Consider the following 18,753-nt stretch of genomic DNA (forward strand, 5'->3'; position numbering starts at 1 on the left):
GTGAGGCAGAGTTGCGGAAGGGTAACGGGAACAGCGGAGACAGAGAATAACCGGGAATATTAATCGTCATTACGGATGAAAAAGAAAAAGCGTGCTGGTTCACAGCACGCCAACGCATCGTTTCGGATGCTCAGAGCCCACCATACAGACTTATTTTATTATTTGTTTCTTGCACGAATCTGAGAAAATGCTTTCAGGCTGAAACGGTATTCTGGCTGGAACCATGAACGACCGTAGTAGCAATAAATCAGCATACGAATGGACGCCATCGCCAGATAACCCCAGATTGCACAAAGCACTGACGGAGTTAGCCAGACGGTAAATAAGGTTACGCTCAGTCCGGCTAATACCGAAGAGGTTTCAGCAAAAGCGATGCGGGTATATTGTTTTTCACGCTGTAATATTGCCCGGTAATGCTGTCCCTGTGGAATAATAATAAAGACCACCGAGACCATCTCCAGCATTAAGGCCAGTTCAGGCTGGTCAAACATCCGATTAAGCAGATGGCTGCCAATAAATAACAGACCAAATGTCGCGGCGCCCATCACAATGTTGCCCCAGTAAAGGATCGAGAGATCGTTAATTGAGAGCATGCATCGGCGGATCAGCATATTCGAGAAGCCCCGATCGGCCAGGGTATCGATAGCCAGCAAAGCCACAACGGCAATGGCCAGCAGGTTGAGCTCATTTGCCTGCAGAATTTGCGCCAGTAACGAAAGCTGCAACACGCCAATGCCAATAATTTTGATCGAGGAGAGGAGAGACCATTTTGCGCTATTCAGACTGCTTTCACGTATCGCCATGATATGCTCGTTAGAGTACATGTACTCTGTGCGAAATAAATATTCGTGTAACGGCAATGGGGTTGCTGTGACACCGTTAGTTAGTGCAATGAGTCAGTGCAATTTTTCCGGCCGAAGTCCTGAAATACCTTGCCAGGCTTGCCATGTTATTATGGATTCAATCAAATGATGCTCGGATAAAAAATAGATATCCCTGGAATATTCACGGTTTCGTGTCATGGCGGAATCTCCCGCTGTTAATAAGAAGTCCGCCAGATCACGAATAAATCCTGTTGTTGTTTTATATTCTCCAGCCAGCATCCTGCCGGCAATCTCAACAAATTCTTTTTCAGATAACAAAGGATAAGTTGAGCGGTCCATGTCTTTTTTCCTGCTTTATCATTATGGGTATTGCTGTGTGTGGAATGATTTATACATTGTTTTATTTAATTTAACACCATAAGAAAAGTCTGATAACGCAACCGCAGTAATTAATGGTTTCACTCTGTGCATGATAAATATTAAATCACTTACAGCGCTGTAATAAATATTAGTTAAGGATTAATGTTTATAACAACCAGTGAACTTCGATGGCTCAGCGGAAATCAGTGCAAAATCAGGCCTGGCGGGCTGCAAACAGGCAGCATTGCCAGGAGTTTTCCTGGCGATAATGCTTAAGCAGAACTGGTGATAGGCGGGATAATGACGTCAGTAATCAGATAAGTGCTTTATGCTTTTTTGCCCAATGTTTTTGTATTTTTTTTCATTAACGACCAGCGTTAACTACAGCATAAAAAATGCGCTAACTCGTTGATTTATTGAGTAAGCAGTTGATTGAGCTTTTCAAGATCTTTGCTAACCCATTCAATATCCTGCTTAAATTTATCTTCTGAGGTTAAAGGCTGGCGATAGACCGTCACCATCACCTCGGCACCCTGCTCGTTGGCGATCACCCGCATTGGCATATAAATCTCCTTACCAAAACCGGTATCAACCCAGTGATCCATTACGCCGAACGGATTATGGGGCGTGAAACGAATCTTCACCGTGCCCTCGGGGCCTTTGGCGCGCCAGCGGTTGCCTTCCGGTTCCAGCGTGCTGTTGGTTAACCCGGAGGCCCATTTGGGAAAGAACTCTGGTTTCCAGATGGTTTCATACAGATCTAACCAGTGGCGTGGAATGGTCAGGCTCAGGGTACGAGAGGAGAGCATACTACCTCCGGCAAAGTGGCGGAAAAGGGCATTAAAGCATGGGGCTATGCCAGGTAAAATGCTGTAGCAACAGAAGTGTGGAGTAGAAAGGGTTTCGAACAGATTGCAGGCAACATCGGGTGTTGCCTGCGGTTTGATCAGATAAACCTGCCGCGTGCCGATACTAGGTGTTTCACCGCATCACCCTGCTCATCGCGCAGAATAAAGTCATCTGACTGCGCCATGACTGCACAACTGTGATTCGGGAAGATGCGCAGCAGGCTGCCAACTTCAGGACGGTGATTTTCACACAGCAAAAATCCGTGCTCCTCGGATAATTTGCTGATCTCATAGGTCTGGCCTGTCGCATCAGCCGCGATGCCGAACCCGCTGGCGTTCGTGCCGTGCGGTCCTTTATCAGAACTCAGCATTTTCGAGCCGGCATCGATAATCGCGAAATGCGCGTTAACGGCCACCACACGGGTAATCACACTCAGCGCGAGCTGATCGACGCGGCTTAAACCGAGACGGCAGGCAGTGAGATCAAGCAATGCATAATTGCCGGGACGGATTTCATCAATACAGGGGGCGATTTCGGCCGCCAGCGCGGTGGGTGTGGCCCCGACAGAGAGTGGGCAGGCGGTGAAGCCCGCCGCATGAAGCTTCGCCTGTAACTCCTGCATCATTACGGCTTCCTGACGGGCGATGTCCGCTATCGCAGCGGGATTTCCGGCACCATAGGCGTGGCCAGCGTGAGAGACCAGCCCGGCAAAGCGTAATCCTTTTTCCCGCAGAGCCTGCGCTATAACCACCGCCCGATCGGTATGCGGATCAACGCCAATACGATGTAACCCGACATCCACTTTGATCGCCACGGCCAGGTCGCAATCGGGCTGCTGCTGCCAGGCGTCAGCGATAGCCTCCACACCATGCAGCGCATCGGCAATCAGGGTAATTTTCGCCTGATGCCGCACCGCCAGACGCAGCAGTTCTGCCACACTCTGCGCCTGCACCACCGGATAGGCTAACAACAGATCGCGGATGCCACCCTGAATAAAGCTGATCCCTTCACTCGGTTTTGAAACCGTCACGCCGCGGGCACCTGACGCCAGCTGACGTTGCGCAATCCAGACGCTCTTGTGGGTTTTGATATGAGGACGGAGGGCGACGCCGGCGGCATCGGCCTTGCGCTGCATCTGTTGCAGATTTTGCTCCAGACGTTGCGCATCCACTTCAATGTAAGGTGTCAGACGATCATCAATCAGTGGGCGTTGCCACTGCTCGGCGGTATGGATATCCATAAGACGTTTCAACTCTGGCTTGCGGGAGAGTGCTCATCATTCCTCAATTGCGGGTCTGATGCCAGTGTGTCATTGACCAGGTAGAAGAGATGGTGACATACGCGTTTGCGCGTAAAGCCGGGAGGAGCGGGTCGGGAGCCGAGGCCATAAAACAATAAAGCAGGCGCGTGGCCTGCTTTATCCGTTAAACGTAAAGTGACGCTTCACCCGGTGGACGGGTTTTAAAGCGGCGATGCAGCCAGAGATACTGTTCAGGAGCACGCAGAATCTGGTTTTCGATCACCTTATTCATATAGGCCGCCGCTGCTGCCTCATCGGTGTGAGGATAATTTTCCAGCATCGGTTCGATGATCAAATGATAACCATCATTGCCCGCATTACGGATCAGCATAATCGGCACCATCGCAGGCTTCGCCAGACGGGACAGCACAAATGTACCGTTAGTGGTTGCCGCTTTTTCCACTGCAAACAGCGGCGCGAAGGTGCTGCCTTTCGGACCGTAGTCCTGATCGGGCGCAAACCAGACGGATTCACCTTGTTTCAGCGCATGTACCATACCGCGCAGGTCACGGCGATCGATCATCGCTTTATTGGAACGCATCCGGCCTTTGGTCTGAACATATTCCATCGCCAGATTGTTGTGCGGGCGGTACATCGCCATCATTGGCTGACACAGACCACTGATGCGGCCACCCAGCTCCAGCGACATAAAGTGTACGCCAATAAGCATCACGCCACGCTTTTCATTCTGAGCGGCGTGCAGATTTGCCAGACCGGAGACGGTAAACAGGCGCTTAACGGCGCGATCGGACCAGAACCAGGCGATGCCGGTTTCGGCCAGCGCCATACCCAGCGAAGCAAAATTACCGGCGATCATCCGCTCGGTTTTTTCTTCACTGATGCCAGGAAAACAGAGCTCAATATTGCGACGGGTAATGCGCTCGCGGCGCTGCAGGAAATGGCGGGAAATTTTGCCGGCACCGGCACCAAGACGCATAAGAACAGGATAGGGAAGCTGGACCAGCAGCCAGAGCACACCCAGGCCAAACCAGGTAAACCAATAACGCGGATGCAGCAGCGAACTGCTAAATTTCCCGGTGTTTTTCATTAACAACCTTCATGAGATAAATGGATGTATCGCATAAAGAGCACTTCCATAAGTCTCCAGGCGCTACAGCTGTACTGATTTCGACCAACACTTTATCAAAAAGTGCCTTGAAAGATAGGCAATCTCCGGAATCTACAGGATTGACCTGTTTCATGGAGCGATGCCGGAACGCGCTGAAAAAAGAAGGATTAAGGGTTAAATGACGTAAATACAGGAAGTTAAGCGAAGCGTTTCGTCCAGTGTAAATGTGAATGGCGGCCGTTACAGAAGAGTCTGGAAATTATTATTTATCTATCTTTACGCAATTCTGACACCCTCAGCGCTGAAAAAGTCACCAAAGTGAAGTGCTACCTGAACAGGCTGTAATGATCGGGCAGAGAGACAACTAAGCGCCAGTTAAGGCGCTTAGTGAAGGGGAGCATTACTCGATATTGGATCTGATTATTGAGTAAGTGGCTCAAGCCCTTTCCATGCATGAATTCTTTGAGTGGCGATTTCTAAAGGGGTACACGCTTGTGTACACGCTAAAAGAGGGTGCCTGCAGGCTTTGATCATAATCTGATCACTGCTCTTTTTACGCAGGAAAAATGCGTACTTTTACTGCGTACCAACATGCGTACTCCTCGCTGCGTACTTTTACACACCTCCCATGAGATTTTCCTGATTGGCATGCTGCCGCTAGTTTTTTGGCCCGCTCATGCGCCAAATGTGTAAAGGCGAATAAAGGTAAATGTGGGTTCAGCACATATCGCGGGCGGCGCTCATGGTGGCCCACATGGAAACTTATCGTGGAAAACCCTCTGGCAACCTTTAATTTGGAAACCATGCATTCTGGTGGATACCAGGTTGGATACCTTTCCGTAATCTAGCCGTGCTAGTCACAGGCTTAAGGCTCAGCTTTGAGATTTAGGATTTTCTAACCGCACCGTTTTGACTATGTGACTCTGTTGTCATCATCTCTCTGATAGTGGTTACCAAACCTGGTTACCAGTTACCACGATTGGTTACCGTTCCGCACGCACGTTATATACAAGCAAAAACATGTCGTTCAGTTGGTTCAGTTGGTTCAATTTGAAAAAATAATTGTTTTATAAGGATTAATTTTCAAAAAGTGAACCAACACAACCCCGAATTGAACCAACAACGGGGCAGTCTGAACCAACAACTTTTCATGTCTTACACTGTCTTACAATGCTAAAATGCTCACTACTTCCCTGATGCTGGTGACCTATGAGCAAATCCCTTTCTGTGACATTCCGTGTGCCTGCAGAGCTAAGTGAGGCTTTTACCGGTGCTGTTGGCACTGCTGGTGGCGATAAAACAGCATGGCTGGTCGATGCCATCAGGCAGAAGCTGAACCGGCCAGAGATCAATCCTGACGCTCGTATGATGGCGCTGGTGGAGAGAATGGAGACAGCGGCTGCGGCTTTGATTAGCGGAAAGCAGGGTATTCCACCTTTGCCATACGATGAGCAGGTGGTGACCCGTGTGGTGGAAGAGACAATCGCACAAGGCTTTGATAATGGCCGCATCATCGCTGAACGTCTTAATGAGGCTGGCTATCAGACCAAGGCAGAAAAGGCGTGGGACAAGGACATTTATAGCGCTTGGAAGAGAAGAGACTTAAAGCGCTCGTGATCTCAATCTTCCAAGTCGAAATCATCTAACCACTCAGCTTCTCTCGCTGTGCGTGCAATGAATATGCCTATTATAGCCTTGTCCGGTAAGTGTTGACGGATGGTGCTCTTCATGGCTTTGTAATGACTCCCAGCAGTAAGGACATCGTCAAATATAACAATGTTATTCCTAATGCCAACGGCCGCTGCAGGGTTGAAAATGTAGTTCTGTGCTATCTGTTCAGGAGTCGGCCTGTTATCTGCTGCATGAGATGCGAGCATAGAAACCCTTTGGGTTATTAGCTCTCTAAAGTCGGTATTAGGTTTGGTCTGCTGGCAAAGCCTTAGCACATCAATAAGACGCCCATCATAGGCAGGGTCTGTAGGGCACTTAGAAGGCGGAACCGGCACAAACGTTAATACATCCGTATCTGTAATCGAATTTACGAGACCTGCTATGCGCCTAACAGCCGCTTCTTTGTAAGCCCATTCTGCGCGCCCTCTCTTGTCGACCCCTTTTTTAAAATTATGGATCAGGTTATTGGTGTCACTGAACGCATAGCCTTGGCGGGCAGTATATTCTCCAAAGAACAAGCAGCGGTCATCTTCAACTAAGTGATAGTGCTGACCGCGTGTAAGCTCATCAATAGCCGTTAGACGCATGAAAGATCCAAGTTGTTACGAATGTCATCGTAATCTCTAACCCGTATAGCCCCCTGAGCTTCATACTTGGCAGGCCATGAGATAGAGGGATTCTGAAAGCACGATTCCAAAATAAATAGCTTTCTACCCTGAGCCAGAGCAGCTCTGGCCTGTGTGAGAGTGCCGGACGTATCTGATGCCTCAACAATGATTGTTGCTTTTGTTAAAGCGGACATTGTTACGTTGCGCTCGGGGAAGAAGATGCGATTGCTACGATAGTCCTGATCCAAATAGCGCTGGAATGGCACCTGGCTGATAAGCAGGTAGTTCTCTCTAATCGTCTTCTGCAAATCAACGTTCTGTTTCGGATAATTATGCGAAAGTGGAGTACCTATAACAGCGATGGTTTTTCCACCCATTTCCAGCGCAGTCTGGTGGGCGCAGGTATCAACACCTTCGGCTAAGCCAGACACTATCGTTAATCCATCACTAACGAGGCATTTAACCAGCTTACGCGTTCTTCGAGCGCCTTCCTCCGATACTTTTCGCGAGCCAACTACCGCAACTGAAGGTGTATTCACTAAGTCCCACCAGCCCTGATAGTAAAGAACTTCTATAGGATGCCGAGCGTCACGTAGCTTTTCAGGGTACTCACCAGCGCCGTGCACACGAACGCCAAAATCCTCAACGTTGTACTTGGCGAGGATGTTTTTCATCTTAGATTTGAACGTTTCGATTGTGCTATCTGAAACTAGCTCAGAAGGAAGCACGCAGCCTTGAGCATTACGAAACTTATCGGCAATGGTTTTGAACGTTGCGCCTTGTTCCGTCCACAAGGCCTCGTAAGCAGCCATCTCCCGGAAGGGAGACACAGCACGCTCAAATGAGTTGTGTGATGCGAAATCAAGTAGTGACATGGCTAATCTTTGTATCCGTTGGTTGTGAGTGTTTAAGTTTCAATCAGGCTAATTCGTACGAAAAGTACTGTACAAAAGATCAGTGTAATTTTTATCATTATAATGATTATCGCGCCAATTTTGACTTTTTGTACAGTGTTTACCTCTTAATTTCAGGCTTCCTCCACTGATACACGGGAGCATTCATTCTTTGACGATGGCGCTCTTTAGCCTGCAGCGCTTGTGCTATACCGGTGCGGATCGTGTGGAGGGTGTGTCGGTCTAATGGCTCTCCGCTCTGGCGGGCAATCTGTAGTAGCGTCATCTCAATCGTCTGTCGGTCAATCATCTCACCCGCCCGTTTACAGTGAACGCTCAGTCATTCTTTATGCTAAATGCTGCTGGTGGCGTCAATCTGCAAGCGACCGTTGCGATCAGTTTTCAGTTCGGCGATTCTGTCTTGGATGTCAGGTTTTGTTAGGTTCTCGCAACCTGATGCTCGGGCGGTCTTTTCACTGTACCTCACCCAATGGCCGCTTACGTGGTGTTCAAATCGATGAGGTACTCGCGACAGAAAATTTCTTTTTTGTCGGTGAGTGCCATAAATATTCTCAAAAGGAGTTTTGAATGAGTAACAAATTCAATTCAGGTGAAATCGTTCAGTTGAAATCAGGTGGGCCTGAAATGACTGTAAAAGGTTATGCAATCCATCAAGAGGCTTTCCAGTGTCAATGGTTTGCAGGTAAGAAACTCGAGCAAGGGTACTTTGCGGAGGAATCCCTTGTTAAAGTAAACCCAAAGCCATAACCCCAAGTACGCTAACGCTATCTCTTGATGACTTATCAAACTGGATGATGCTCTCCCTGCAAAAGGATGGGTGCCTTTATCAGCAAGATGTTGTTGATTACTTAATCAAGTCATCCAATGAGGCATTTTTGAAGGAGAACGCCGATGGAAATCTCGTTCTTTCTATAAAAGTCATAAACAAATTTAGAGTTAGTAGTGGGGAAAATGTTGTTTGGGTTAAACCTGATAAATATTGGCGTTATCGCGTGCCTGAAGATGAGGATGGTCGAGAGGCTCGCGGTTAAATCAATGGCGGCCAGATTTGGTCGCCATATTCGCTCCAATAAAAAACCGCCCGGAGGCGGCTATTTTTATACCTTAGGAATCGCGGGTAATTCTATCCAATGCGTTACCGCAAGGGTTGGGCTTTGTACTTCCGTACCAATTATCACATTGGAAAAACCAAAAGCCCCATCGTAATCCGCGAAACCTATCCCATTCGCTGTATTCACTACATAAAGCGGCAATATTTGCGAAGGATCAGGCAACATATCCTCTGTTGATATCCATTTCATCAATAATCTCTCTTATTGCTTAAGTATTGATAACATTACTCATATCTAGATAGCTATAAGTTATCTTATACATTAGCCTTAAGTTTATTCCTGGTGAAGCAAATTTACGTCGAAATTTCGCCCTGCTTCACAGCGTGGCTAACCGTGGGTGAGAGCGATGGTCATGGCAGCCATCATCAGGCGCACTCGAATTTTAGTTGCTGAATCAAATAACTCTTGCCTGAGGCTTTGCCATTCTGTTTCACTAAGATAATTCTTAGAACGAGGCGGTTTAGATTCGCCTCCCGTGAGTCATTGCTATGCCCGTCATCAAAATTCACTGCACAACGTGTGGTGAAGACCGTTTCCTTACTTCGACCCATTCATTACATGCTGAGCAGGTCTCACATATCTACTGCGAAAATTGCTCAGCCCCGGTAAGGGTCAGTGATGTGGTCTGGTATCAGGAGGATTTCATCTCAGCACGTTCGCGCGCTTTAGAGGATAATGTTTCCTTCGCTGATTCCATTCGCCTTATAGCCGGAACATAGCGTTGCAGGCGCATTCGCGAATACGCCTTGGGTGTTACGCTGCTTTAGCCAGCCTTTTCGCCTTTCTTTCAAAGTAGGCATCAGCGACTTTATCGTACTCGTCGCGCGTGAAGCCTTTCTGATCGGGATACTTGGCCGCCAGCAGCATGGTGAACTCAGTCATGGTTATTAGTTAGAAACCTTCAGCTTCAGCAATCTCTTCAGCCACCTGCTCCAGTGGCTTGCCAAAAACTTGAATGCTCCAGCGATCAACAGCTGTCCTGTAGTCAACATGGTCAAAAGTGCCATCCTCGCGCAAGTAGTCCGCTCTGACGGGTGGCTGTGGGCCATCTATAGCTTTGCTACCTCTGTCTCGCGCTATCTTCTCCAGCGCAGCCAGGCGAGCTTTAATGTTCATCGTTACCGCCCAACAGCAACACTCTCAGTTCTGGTGACCGCGGGAAGTTATGCCCGCGCAGTGACAGGCGCCCTATAGCCCTCTCATACGCTCCTGCAGGGGCATTGCCTGCTAACTCATCCATCAGGGCTGAAATCACCTGTATATCGCCATCCTTAGGCGTCATGGCTTTTTCCAGCCGGTTTAGTCGTGCCAGCAGGCTACCCATGATTGTCACCCTGCAGGATAAGCTGATTATGGCGCTGTGCTTCTTCAGCCGTAGCATTACGGAACAGCCCTTTATCTCTCACCCAACCGCCGCCACATTCGCGGGAACCGTCAGGGCTGACACCGATTAACCAGATTTCATCAGGGCCGCCGCTGTTAGTCTGAGCGCCGCTGGTGGCCTCCAGTGCTTCAATTCGTCTTAACAGGCTCATTGTCCGCTCTCCTGTGCCTTCTCCAGCTCAGCAACGCGCTCAGCCAGTTCTGTAATTTCGATAATCTTCGCCATGTTCGCTAGGCCATCCAAAATCATCTTTCCTTGGTCGGCGGGTAGCTCGCCTGCGGCAATCGCCTTAATCACAGAACGGGCCGCTGCAGGTAAATCGCTATCGTCCAGCTCGAACGAAACAGGCTGATAAACCGGCTTACTCGGTGGCACAACTCTGTCCAGGATGAGGCGGCAGGCAGCCATATCGCCTCCTTTAGCCGCGTCCATGATGGTTTTCACAGCATCATCAGCGCCACCTTCCAGCACACGCCTCAGTTCAGCTGCTCTGCTGCTGCGGCCACCTGGATTACCCGATGCGCCTTTCTTCCATTTGCCACCTTTATCACGGCTGGCCTGTTCTTTCGTGCTGTCAGGCATCTGTCTGCCACCTTTCGCTATTTCTCATACCCGTTTCACCTTGACCAAACTCAACATGATCGCGTCCCTGCGATGCGTTCAATTACTTCCTAATCCGCTTTTGAAGGAAGCCCCCATCACGGGTGCTTTGTTCACGAGCTACTTGCAGGGCAACTGTTTTCATCTGTTGGATCATCTGCTTCTGTGTGGCGTCATCAATGCCGTTAGTGGTAGTAATGTTGAAATTCACCTCTAGGCTCACACCTCCGCTGCCGCCACCACCACCCAGATCGCTATTGCTGATCACCTTGCCATTATCGCCCGGAATCATGTACTGGCTGCCATTGCTGGCTTTGAAGATTTCAGGCTTGCCGCCTTCACCGACGCGATACATTGAGTTAGCCAGAACAGGCCCGCCATGCTCACGGGCTCCAGCTACTGCCAGCCCTTTAGAAGCCATTAATGCGGTTGAGTAGGCTGTTGTGCCTACAGTTGACGCTGTACCCATAGTAGCTATCGAAGCACTTACTGCGGCCGGCCCCCACATACCCGCGGCAGCAGTAGCCTGTGTCGCTGTTGCCCCAAGCGCTGCTGATGCCGCGACCTGTCCCATAAGCATGTTTTTCACATACTGGAGCCCCATCTCCACTAGCCCACTCACAACACTATTCAGAATCGTGCTGCCGATGTTGGCGAATGCTTCACTGAGGCTTTGAGTACCATTAAGAAGGCCAGTAATGGCATTAGTTGCGCCACCCTGAAGAGAGTCAACCGCGTCAGCCAGAAGGCTGTTAGCGGCGCTCTGGTTGCGGTATATCTCCCACTGAGCCGCTATACGCTGCTGTTCGTACTGAGTGTTGGCGGCATTCATTAATGCCAGACCATTGAGGGTGATTTGCCCTTTAGCGGTTTCAAACTCCTGTATTAACGCGAGCTTTTTGGCGTTCTCATTAGCCAGCGCCTGAACGGGATCTATAGCGCCTTGCGCTTCCTGTAGTGGGGTAATTCCGGCATTCTGCATTACCCGGATTCGGGCTAAATTTACCTGGTGCTGTTGTTCCATTTGCTCGGCGGCTGCGTCATGCTGCTGCTGAGTGATGGTCTTTTGCTCCAGCGCCGTTTTAAGGTCAGCGACATCCTGCTTATAGCGAGTATTTTCTGCCTGCTCAGGGATCAGCTTCATAGCGGCGGCCTGAGCGCGGATTGCTGCGGACGTATCCCATATCGCGCCACGATACTTACCGGCCAGCGCAATCTGCTCCTGAGTGGCCCCTTTTCCCAGTGACAGCTGAGCCTGAAGAACGGCCTGAGCGCGGCTCATTTCGGTCGTTGAATCTGCTGATAATTCGGACTGCTGGCGCAGGCTTTCCAGCTTCTGTGAGACAGACTCAGCCGAAGAGGCTGACCGCTTATCCTGCTGCTCACTTTGCTGCTGGGCTTTCCGGCGATTGTCTTCTGCTTTCTGCTGGTCGAACGTCACACCGGCCCTTTCGCGTGCCAGCTGAACATCACGCTCTATCTGTTCGGAGTCGGTGCTGCCGTCTTTTTTGGCAAGATTACGAATGTCCATTTCAGCCTTGAGCTGGGCGCGTTTCTTCTCGTTAAACTCACTTTGCAGGTCGATTTGTTCCTGCTGATTGTCGAGGTAGTCCTGAATGTCTTTCGGGCGATTAATAATCAGGCTGGTGGAGTTAAAACGTTCTTTAGCAGTAGCGGCCTGATTTATCGACCGCGCAAAATGAGACATCATGCCAGCGGCGTCACCTGCAGCCGTTGTTTCACGACTCAGCAAGTCGATGCCTGTTTTCAGCCCTGTTGTTAACTGGGCTTGACCAAGAATAATAGCGCTTTGCGTCTGGCTCAGGCGGCGCTGAGCTTTTTCCAGCGATTCGGCTGCGATGTTCTGTTGATCAATAGCACCTGATAACGCTTCTGATGCCTGACGGCCTCTCATCGTTCCAGTGCCCCAGTTATCAATTTCTTTACGAAGATCGCGTACACGATAAACGGTGTTATCAAATGCCTTTTGCGCATCTTCAACGCTGTCCGTGAGGCTCGGGATGGCCTCACGCATGCGGGCAATTGATGCGCCTACCTCAGTGGCTGACATCTCTTTAAACTTAGCTGCGAGGTTAGCTGCGCTATCGGCTAAGTTATTGGCTTCTTGCCTTGCCTGCTGAGCCTTCTGGTAAAAGTAGAAAATCGCAGCTGCGGCGAGAGTGGCCGCGCCAGCAGGGCCACCAATTAGCGCCATCACACCCCTGGCACCAGCTGCCGCTGCCGACATAGCGCCCTGTGCTGATGCGACTTTGTAAGCTGCTGCGGCATTAGCGATCTGTTGTGCTGTAGCGGCTGCCAAGGCACCAACATATCTTGAGCCCATCACGGCGCTCACAGCCAAAACGGCTGTCGAAATTGAATCGAGATTTTCAGTTAAAGTGACCACTGCGCTATTGAATACAGCAACAGCGGCTTTAACAGTCGCAGATGAGCCAATAAAGCGAGTGATGTTATTTCCTGCCACCTCCAGAGACTGGCCGATTGTGGCGGTGGTTCTGGCAAACTCCTGCCCGATACTGGCACCTTGCGAAAGCAGGCCATTGACCACAGCATCAGTCGTCAGCTTGCCCTGAGCAGCCATATTGCGCATTTGACCAATGGTGACGCCCATTGAATCTGCCAGCGCCACAATGAGTCGGTTGCCCTGTTCGTTTACTGAGTTAAATTCTTCGCCACGCAGTGCGCCAGAGGCTAACCCTTGCGAGAGCTGGATAATGGCGTTTTCAGCTTCCTGTGCGGTAGCGCCCGATACCACAAATCCCTGATTGATGATGGTGGTGAGTTTGGCGAGATCGTCTGCGCTAGTTCCATACTGCCGGGTCGCTCGCTCTAATCGGGCATACAGTGACGCAGTGGCGTCGAGACTTGAACGGGTTTGCTGTGTGATGTTGAAAACGCGCTCAGTAACAGAAGCCAACTGCTCGCCCGGCCTGACAGCGTTAGCCAGTTTGTTGTTCACATTCGCCCAGGCATCTGCATAGGCGGCGACCTGCTGAACTGACAGAGCTGCGGTAAGCGCAGTGGCTACGCGAGAAAGCGATGACATTGAACGTTCTGCGAGGTTGATCTGCTTGCCAGCTTTAACAGCGGAATTACCCATGCCATCAAGTGTGTTATCGAGCTTTGCTGCCTTTTCAAGCGCCTTTTCCAGCTCAATATCGACTTCGTAATACACTCCGCCTAATTTGGTATCAGCCATTCATCCCCCTTAATGACTGACACGAGGCGAGGTCTTAACCAGCGCGATGCGGTGCATGCTTTCGATCACGTTCAGACCGTGGTTTGTCACCTGGTACTCCCTGCCGTCCAGAGAAATCATCTCCATCAGCATGGTGTATGCCTCACGTTCATAATCGACCTTGCCGCTGCTGCGGGCAGCATAAACGCAGTTATCCACCAGCCCCGATGCCAGCAATTCCCGGCGCACCTCACCGGTTTTACCGTTATGGGTGAACTGTGCGTTGCCATTTTCCCGGATTCGGTCACGGATGTATGTTTCTGCGATAGTCTCAGCCAGGCGCTGTAATTGCTTCATCACGCCTCCTGATCCAGTTGTGCCAGTGCTTTGTCCATCAGGCCGCGAGCGATAACGTGAATAGTTGGAGCCACGCCTAATGGTGATTTAGCGCGTTCCTGTTCCTGAATTTTTCTTAGGGCTTCGATTTGTTCAATCCGCATCAGAACGGGTTTGACGGTTGGCTGCTGGATCATGACACCTCCTGTTATTTTACACAGTAATTATAATTTCAATTAATGAAATAGTGGAGTTGATCATGCCGATTTATGAAATATAGATTTGATCGTTTTGATCGAATATTTTGCTTATAAAAAAGCCCGCATAAACGGGCTGGGGAGTAGATACTACTCTGAGCACAATTTGAGTTGCCGGCTCGTTAACTGCGGGTCAATACCATCAGGCAGAACTCTCCATGTCCTTACGCTCTCGGTGTAATCAAAGTGATTTAATTCCCCGCTTTGATATAAATCGTTGAGGTTATCAAGCTCAGATTTGTCTTTTGCTGAGGGGTTTTCTGCGAAAATAAAGGATTTGGCGGCTTCAATAGGCTTGGGAAACGACTCTTTTATTTCTACAACCGTAATATCACCATCTTTTTTCTCGGAAATCGGTTCGTACTTGACCTTAGAGTACAAATAATCGCTTAGCTTGTAGTAGGCGCTGGTGGTTGGGAGTGAGTTCCCATCAACGAAGCCGATCTCTTTCAAATTCTCTTTTTTACATTCTGCGATTTTTGATTTGGAAAGCAGATTGATATCCTTTGTCTTTATGAACTCAATAACTTTATCCGTAGCGCTTTCTTGACCACAGCCGGTGAGCACGGCACAAACAAGGCTGATTATTAGTAACTTCTTCATATCCCTATCCCATAAGTATTGTTGCGACTAATCCTATTGTCCTGAGCCGTCCGATGGCAATAAAAACCGTCCATTCTTTAATCGGCGATCACTTCGTTTTTAGTCTAAACGCCTCGCCACCTGGCTTAGCTAATCCCATGCGGCGCTGTGTATCGGCTGCGGCCTTGGTCACATCTCCAAAGGTGTCGATAAGCATAGTGGGGCGAACACGCTTCGCCAGACACTGATTGCGGCGGGATCTGATCCACTCTCGGCCTGCTTCTGAGTCGCAATTGTCGAACACCTCCAGCCAGCGAGAAGCTGCTCTTCTGTAGAGGCCTTTCGCCTCAAGTTCTTCAGCTCTCTTGTCATTTACCATCTGTACCGTCCTGAAAAGCATGTGTTAACGCTGAGGATGTTGGTTCAAAACAGCCCTTTGTTAGTTCAGTGTTGGTTCACTTTTGAATTTAAATTTCTTATAAATCAAAGGTAATGAGGAATTGAACCAACTGAACTAACTGAACCAACACTAAAATCCTCACATGTGAGGCTTACTCTTCTTCTGCCTCATCCTCTGGCCGGTACTGGATCACATAGACGTTGTACTGACGCTTGTTAATCCTCGGTGACTTCCTCTGGTAGCCCCTGCCGCTGGCCGGCGGTGTCAGCATCCCGCTTTCCACCAGCACCCGGGCGAACTGCTTGGGATTGAATCCACTGGCTATCTCCTGCTCGAACGTTGCCGGGAAGGTGTAAAAGACGATCGGATCATCGTCATGGTTGCCGCTGGCGCGATAGCCGGCCATATCGCGGATAGGAAGCGACTGAGGATCATACGGGAAAGGAGCAAACCGGCTGTAGCCATTGGCGTTCAAAAACGCTTCACATTGGGCGATGATCTGCTGATGTTCTTTGTTGCCGGTACCAAACTCTCTCACCCAGGCGTTATAGCTGTGCTGAACGGCGTCGCGGCACGTCTGCTCGTCCCATCCAGTGATAACGCGGCCCAGCAGTAACGCAGCCTCAAGAATGGCGAAGCGTGTGCCTACGCGATGAACCTGCTCGCCATATTCTGCCGGTATCAGACCGCGCCAGCGCGCCTCTGCCTCTCTGACTGCCTCAGTAGCCTGCTGTTGATTGCCGGCTAGCCATTTAATCCACTCCCGGCCTGCTGCGCCGTGGTGATTCTGCCAGGCATCCTTCAGCGCGTCGGCGTGCTGCTTGCCGTTCTCGTGCTGGTGGAAGCGCACAGCCTTACTCAGTGGGATATTCAGCAGCCTGACCAACTGCCCGGCCTTCGCTTTGCGACCCGCCATAGCGATGAAGGTTTCTAAATCCATCTCGCCGGTGCTGATCGCTACTGTGCGCCAGCGCTTCAGGTCACGGTTTCCGCCTTCTTTGGCTCCCTGAAGCTTCCCTACGCCGTTAAAGAGTGCATAGGCTGACTGCGAGACGCTAACCGGATCAGCGCCTTGTCCGACCTCATCCAGCGGCATCAGCGCATCATTGTGGGCGGCGGCCTCGTTAGCCAGGCCTAACGCGGTGCCGTACCATGTCAGGCGCAGCTGGTCAGGATTACCGTATAGGCTGCTGGCAACATTGGCGGTTGTGGTCTTGCCGGCGCTCGATTGTTCATAAAAGTGAATGCCGAATCCATCAGCACCAGACAAGCCAATCAGCGGGGCAGCCAGCGCAGCAGCAACGCCTGTCATCATCGAATAGTTACCGGTGACCAGCGCCCCAACGCTTTGACGCCAGCTCTCTGCGTTCCCCCTGCAGGTGTAACCGGCTGCGGCAGAACTACGGCCGTTGAAAAGTACCGGCTTGTCAGGTGTGCCGATGATCTCCCCGTCAGGCATGATGTAAGCGCCACATTGCCACCCTGTAGCGTGCGCCACTCTCCATACCTCCCTTGAGCCGTTCCGCTGTAGCCAGTCAGCCAGAATCGCTCTCAGGCCGCTTTTGGTGGTGACGTTCACGCCACCAGCTTTGAGCGTTCGCCATCCCTCGCGCTCGCCGATGTCGGCCAGCGGGATCGCCTGCGTGGTTTCACTCTCTGAACCCCACGCCTGCCAGCGGAGGATCAGGAACTGGTCTTTGTCATCGCGACCGGTACCGATTACCTGCAGTGGTGAGCACAGCCAGCTTTCGCGGTTGATGATTTCCCCGGTCTGCTTATCGGTGTTTGGCTCAACCCAGTACACACCATCCTGACGGCTTTCAATCCGAGGCTTTAGCGCATCGCGATCCGGCGCTGCTGCTTTACCACCCTCAATCACTTCCAGTTGTGCGCCCATGCTTTCCCCCTGCGGTTGGTACAGTGAATCGTTAAATGCTGCTGTAGCGCTTTCCAGCCCGTTTTGCTGGCGGTAATCATCCCAGTCTGCCTTATGGCTGGTGGGCGGTAAGGAAACCCATCCATTGATTGCCTCAGCAGCTTTATCAGCGAATATCTTCCCGCTGTTCACTTTTGGTTTGCCGTTGTCATCGAGTTCGCCTGGCTCATGCCAGTCGTTATCGCCGGCAATGATGATTGCGGCGTCCGGGTGCCGCTGGCGCATAGTCTCCGCGACCGGCAGCAGATTACCTGCATCGAGCGCTACGACAGCCAGCGCGCCGGGACGTATCAAGTGTGCGGTGAGCGTTGTGGCCAGCCCTTCACCAATGATGATTTCTTTCACTTCCTGCGGCTGGTTAACGAGGTGCCACGCTCCGCGCTTGGCTGAGCCATAGAGCACTTTCTTTTCGCCCTGTGGCGTGATGGTCTGCGCTGCGGCCACATAGCCGGATTCATCCACTAGCGAAAGAAGAATTGATCCATCGGGCAGGCATGGCAGAAGGAACCCGTCCAGCCCCTTAGCAATCAGGTACTCGCTTTCGCCTAGAATGGTCTGCTCTGCCAGCCTCTGGTAGTGGCTCACAAAGCTCTCGCGGCGCTGTTCTGCTTCTGCTGCCTCTTTCTTCAGGCGCTGCTGCTCATGCTGGTGGCGTTGTTCGTCAAGCTGATGCCTTCTCTGGCTGGCTGCTTTCTGGTCAGTTTCTGCTGCCCGGTAATCAATACCCAGCACATCAGCCGCCATACGGGCGGCCTCAGTGGTACCACACTGATTAACTTTCTGGATGAGGTCTAAACCATCACCCGCACCGCACTGGTTGCAGAAGAAGCTACCGCGCCCTTTGTCATCGAAGCGAAAGCGATCTTTACCGCCACAGGCAGGGCATGGTGCGTGCTGGCGGGGTGATCGTGGCACTTCAATTCCCAGCTGGCTTAACACCATTGGCCAGCGGTTAGCTGCGGCGCTGGTGGCTTCCCGGATAAGGTCGTAATTACGCATGGAAATGGCCCTCGCTGCCTGAGAGCGAGGCGCTCATATCGTTGATCATGCTCTGCCAGATAGATTGCCCGTAACCGGAAGGTTCGTTGCCGTCCAGGCAGAGAATGAGCAGGTCAGAAGCCAGCTGTTCCCAGTTCGGATAGGCCTTTTTCATGGGCTCCAGAAGGTAGCTGTCTACCAGCATTCTGATACCTGACATACCATCCACAATCGCCACCTGAATTTGATGGCCGTTTACCGTCATCGGGAACCAGTCGCCGCCGTTCTGCTGTCTTACGCTGTTATACATTGCCGCTGCAAACTGGTTAGCCAGCGCATTCAGGCGGAAGTTTTTAGTAAGAATTGCCATGGCT

Annotated in this window: 22 protein-coding genes and 2 pseudogenes; 3 read left to right on the forward strand and 21 right to left on the reverse strand. The window is 50.9% G+C overall.

Features of this window, described 5'->3' with window-relative positions:
- Positions 1–158: 158 nt before the first annotated feature.
- The 5 genes from LZU96_RS00700 to lpxP all read right to left on the reverse strand — a co-directional run bounded on the left by LZU96_RS00700 (position 159) and on the right by lpxP (position 4,381).
- Positions 159–803, reverse strand: coding sequence for an oligosaccharide flippase family protein (locus tag LZU96_RS00700; RefSeq protein ID WP_233985827.1), 645 nt, complete (start codon positions 801–803; stop codon positions 159–161).
- A 93-nt stretch (positions 804–896) separates the two neighbouring features.
- Positions 897–1,163 carry a hypothetical protein gene (locus tag LZU96_RS00705; RefSeq protein WP_031375158.1) on the reverse strand — a complete coding sequence of 89 codons (267 nt, stop codon included), beginning with the start codon at positions 1,161–1,163 and terminating at the stop codon, positions 897–899.
- Positions 1,164–1,597: 434 nt separating this feature from the next.
- Entirely contained in the window at positions 1,598–1,993 is a 396-nt protein-coding gene (locus LZU96_RS00710; protein ID WP_233985828.1) for a polyketide cyclase, read from the reverse strand.
- A 137-nt stretch (positions 1,994–2,130) separates the two neighbouring features.
- Complete coding sequence (locus tag LZU96_RS00715) at positions 2,131–3,273, reverse strand: alanine racemase (protein WP_233985829.1); 1,143 nt, start codon at positions 3,271–3,273, stop codon at positions 2,131–2,133.
- Between the two features lie 184 nt (positions 3,274–3,457).
- Positions 3,458–4,381, reverse strand: a complete 924-nt coding sequence (gene lpxP / locus LZU96_RS00720) for a kdo(2)-lipid IV(A) palmitoleoyltransferase (RefSeq protein WP_094121043.1) — start codon at positions 4,379–4,381, stop codon at positions 3,458–3,460.
- Between the two features lie 1,230 nt (positions 4,382–5,611).
- Between lpxP and LZU96_RS00725 the strand changes: the two genes are divergently transcribed.
- A complete protein-coding gene (locus LZU96_RS00725) occupies positions 5,612–6,019 on the forward strand; it encodes a hypothetical protein (RefSeq protein ID WP_233985830.1) in 408 nt (135 codons plus the stop codon).
- A gap of 2 nt (positions 6,020–6,021) precedes the next feature.
- On the opposite strand, the gene LZU96_RS00730 is transcribed toward LZU96_RS00725, so the two are convergent.
- The 3 genes and pseudogenes from LZU96_RS00730 to LZU96_RS00745 form a co-directional block, all read right to left on the reverse strand.
- Positions 6,022–6,660, reverse strand: a complete 639-nt coding sequence (locus tag LZU96_RS00730; RefSeq protein ID WP_233985831.1) for a hypothetical protein — start codon at positions 6,658–6,660, stop codon at positions 6,022–6,024.
- Positions 6,651–7,556, reverse strand: a complete 906-nt coding sequence (locus LZU96_RS00735) for a DNA-processing protein DprA (protein ID WP_233985832.1) — start codon at positions 7,554–7,556, stop codon at positions 6,651–6,653. Before LZU96_RS00735 ends, LZU96_RS00730 begins: the two co-directional genes overlap by 10 nt.
- A gap of 385 nt (positions 7,557–7,941) precedes the next feature.
- Positions 7,942–8,138: pseudogene (locus LZU96_RS00745) on the reverse strand (terminase small subunit); the annotation flags it as partial.
- A 24-nt stretch (positions 8,139–8,162) separates the two neighbouring features.
- On the opposite strand from LZU96_RS00745, the gene LZU96_RS00750 reads away from it, so the two are divergent.
- Both LZU96_RS00750 and LZU96_RS00755 read left to right on the forward strand, forming a co-directional pair.
- Positions 8,163–8,342, forward strand: coding sequence for a YodC family protein (locus tag LZU96_RS00750; protein WP_233985834.1), 180 nt, complete (start codon positions 8,163–8,165; stop codon positions 8,340–8,342).
- Between the two features lie 44 nt (positions 8,343–8,386).
- On the forward strand, positions 8,387–8,626 hold the full coding sequence (locus LZU96_RS00755) for a DUF6953 family protein (RefSeq protein WP_419149886.1): 240 nt from the start codon (positions 8,387–8,389) through the stop codon (positions 8,624–8,626).
- Positions 8,627–8,692: 66 nt separating this feature from the next.
- Here LZU96_RS00755 and LZU96_RS23555 read toward each other — a convergent pair whose 3' ends face one another.
- The 13 genes and pseudogenes from LZU96_RS23555 to LZU96_RS00815 all read right to left on the reverse strand — a co-directional run bounded on the left by LZU96_RS23555 (position 8,693) and on the right by LZU96_RS00815 (position 18,749).
- Positions 8,693–8,896 (reverse strand): DUF551 domain-containing protein, encoded by a 204-nt coding sequence (locus LZU96_RS23555; protein ID WP_419149887.1) that lies wholly within the window; start codon positions 8,894–8,896, stop codon positions 8,693–8,695.
- 564 nt (positions 8,897–9,460) lie between these two features.
- Positions 9,461–9,595: pseudogene (locus tag LZU96_RS00760) on the reverse strand (DUF6246 family protein); the annotation flags it as partial.
- 3 nt (positions 9,596–9,598) lie between these two features.
- Entirely contained in the window at positions 9,599–9,823 is a 225-nt protein-coding gene (locus tag LZU96_RS00765) for a hypothetical protein (protein ID WP_233985835.1), read from the reverse strand.
- Positions 9,813–10,031: a hypothetical protein gene (locus tag LZU96_RS00770; RefSeq protein WP_233985836.1), complete on the reverse strand. Its 219-nt coding sequence runs from the start codon at positions 10,029–10,031 to the stop codon at positions 9,813–9,815. Before LZU96_RS00770 ends, LZU96_RS00765 begins: the two co-directional genes overlap by 11 nt.
- Positions 10,024–10,242, reverse strand: coding sequence for a hypothetical protein (locus LZU96_RS00775; RefSeq protein ID WP_233985837.1), 219 nt, complete (start codon positions 10,240–10,242; stop codon positions 10,024–10,026). The genes LZU96_RS00770 and LZU96_RS00775 overlap by 8 nt, the downstream gene beginning before the upstream one ends.
- A complete protein-coding gene (locus tag LZU96_RS00780; RefSeq protein ID WP_233985838.1) occupies positions 10,239–10,673 on the reverse strand; it encodes a hypothetical protein in 435 nt (144 codons plus the stop codon). The genes LZU96_RS00775 and LZU96_RS00780 overlap by 4 nt, the downstream gene beginning before the upstream one ends.
- 82 nt (positions 10,674–10,755) lie before the next feature.
- On the reverse strand, positions 10,756–13,911 hold the full coding sequence (locus LZU96_RS00785; RefSeq protein WP_233985839.1) for a tape measure protein: 3,156 nt from the start codon (positions 13,909–13,911) through the stop codon (positions 10,756–10,758).
- Positions 13,912–13,920: 9 nt separating this feature from the next.
- The gene (locus LZU96_RS00790) at positions 13,921–14,247 is read right to left on the reverse strand and encodes a hypothetical protein (protein WP_233985840.1); all 327 of its coding nucleotides are present in this window, start codon (positions 14,245–14,247) and stop codon (positions 13,921–13,923) included.
- Complete coding sequence (locus LZU96_RS00795; protein ID WP_233988244.1) at positions 14,247–14,423, reverse strand: hypothetical protein; 177 nt, start codon at positions 14,421–14,423, stop codon at positions 14,247–14,249. The genes LZU96_RS00790 and LZU96_RS00795 overlap by 1 nt, the downstream gene beginning before the upstream one ends.
- Before the next feature lie 150 nt (positions 14,424–14,573).
- Complete coding sequence (locus tag LZU96_RS00800; RefSeq protein ID WP_233985841.1) at positions 14,574–15,086, reverse strand: hypothetical protein; 513 nt, start codon at positions 15,084–15,086, stop codon at positions 14,574–14,576.
- An 88-nt stretch (positions 15,087–15,174) separates the two neighbouring features.
- Positions 15,175–15,444 carry a PerC family transcriptional regulator gene (locus LZU96_RS00805; protein ID WP_233985842.1) on the reverse strand — a complete coding sequence of 90 codons (270 nt, stop codon included), beginning with the start codon at positions 15,442–15,444 and terminating at the stop codon, positions 15,175–15,177.
- 172 nt (positions 15,445–15,616) lie between these two features.
- On the reverse strand, positions 15,617–18,400 hold the full coding sequence (locus LZU96_RS00810; RefSeq protein ID WP_233985843.1) for a TOPRIM and DUF927 domain-containing protein: 2,784 nt from the start codon (positions 18,398–18,400) through the stop codon (positions 15,617–15,619).
- Positions 18,393–18,749, reverse strand: a complete 357-nt coding sequence (locus tag LZU96_RS00815; RefSeq protein WP_233985844.1) for a hypothetical protein — start codon at positions 18,747–18,749, stop codon at positions 18,393–18,395. The genes LZU96_RS00810 and LZU96_RS00815 overlap by 8 nt, the downstream gene beginning before the upstream one ends.
- Positions 18,750–18,753: the final 4 nt, after the last annotated feature.

The sequence above is a fragment of the Pantoea agglomerans genome (genome assembly GCF_021397715.1).
GTDB classification, from domain to species: domain Bacteria; phylum Pseudomonadota; class Gammaproteobacteria; order Enterobacterales; family Enterobacteriaceae; genus Pantoea; species Pantoea astica.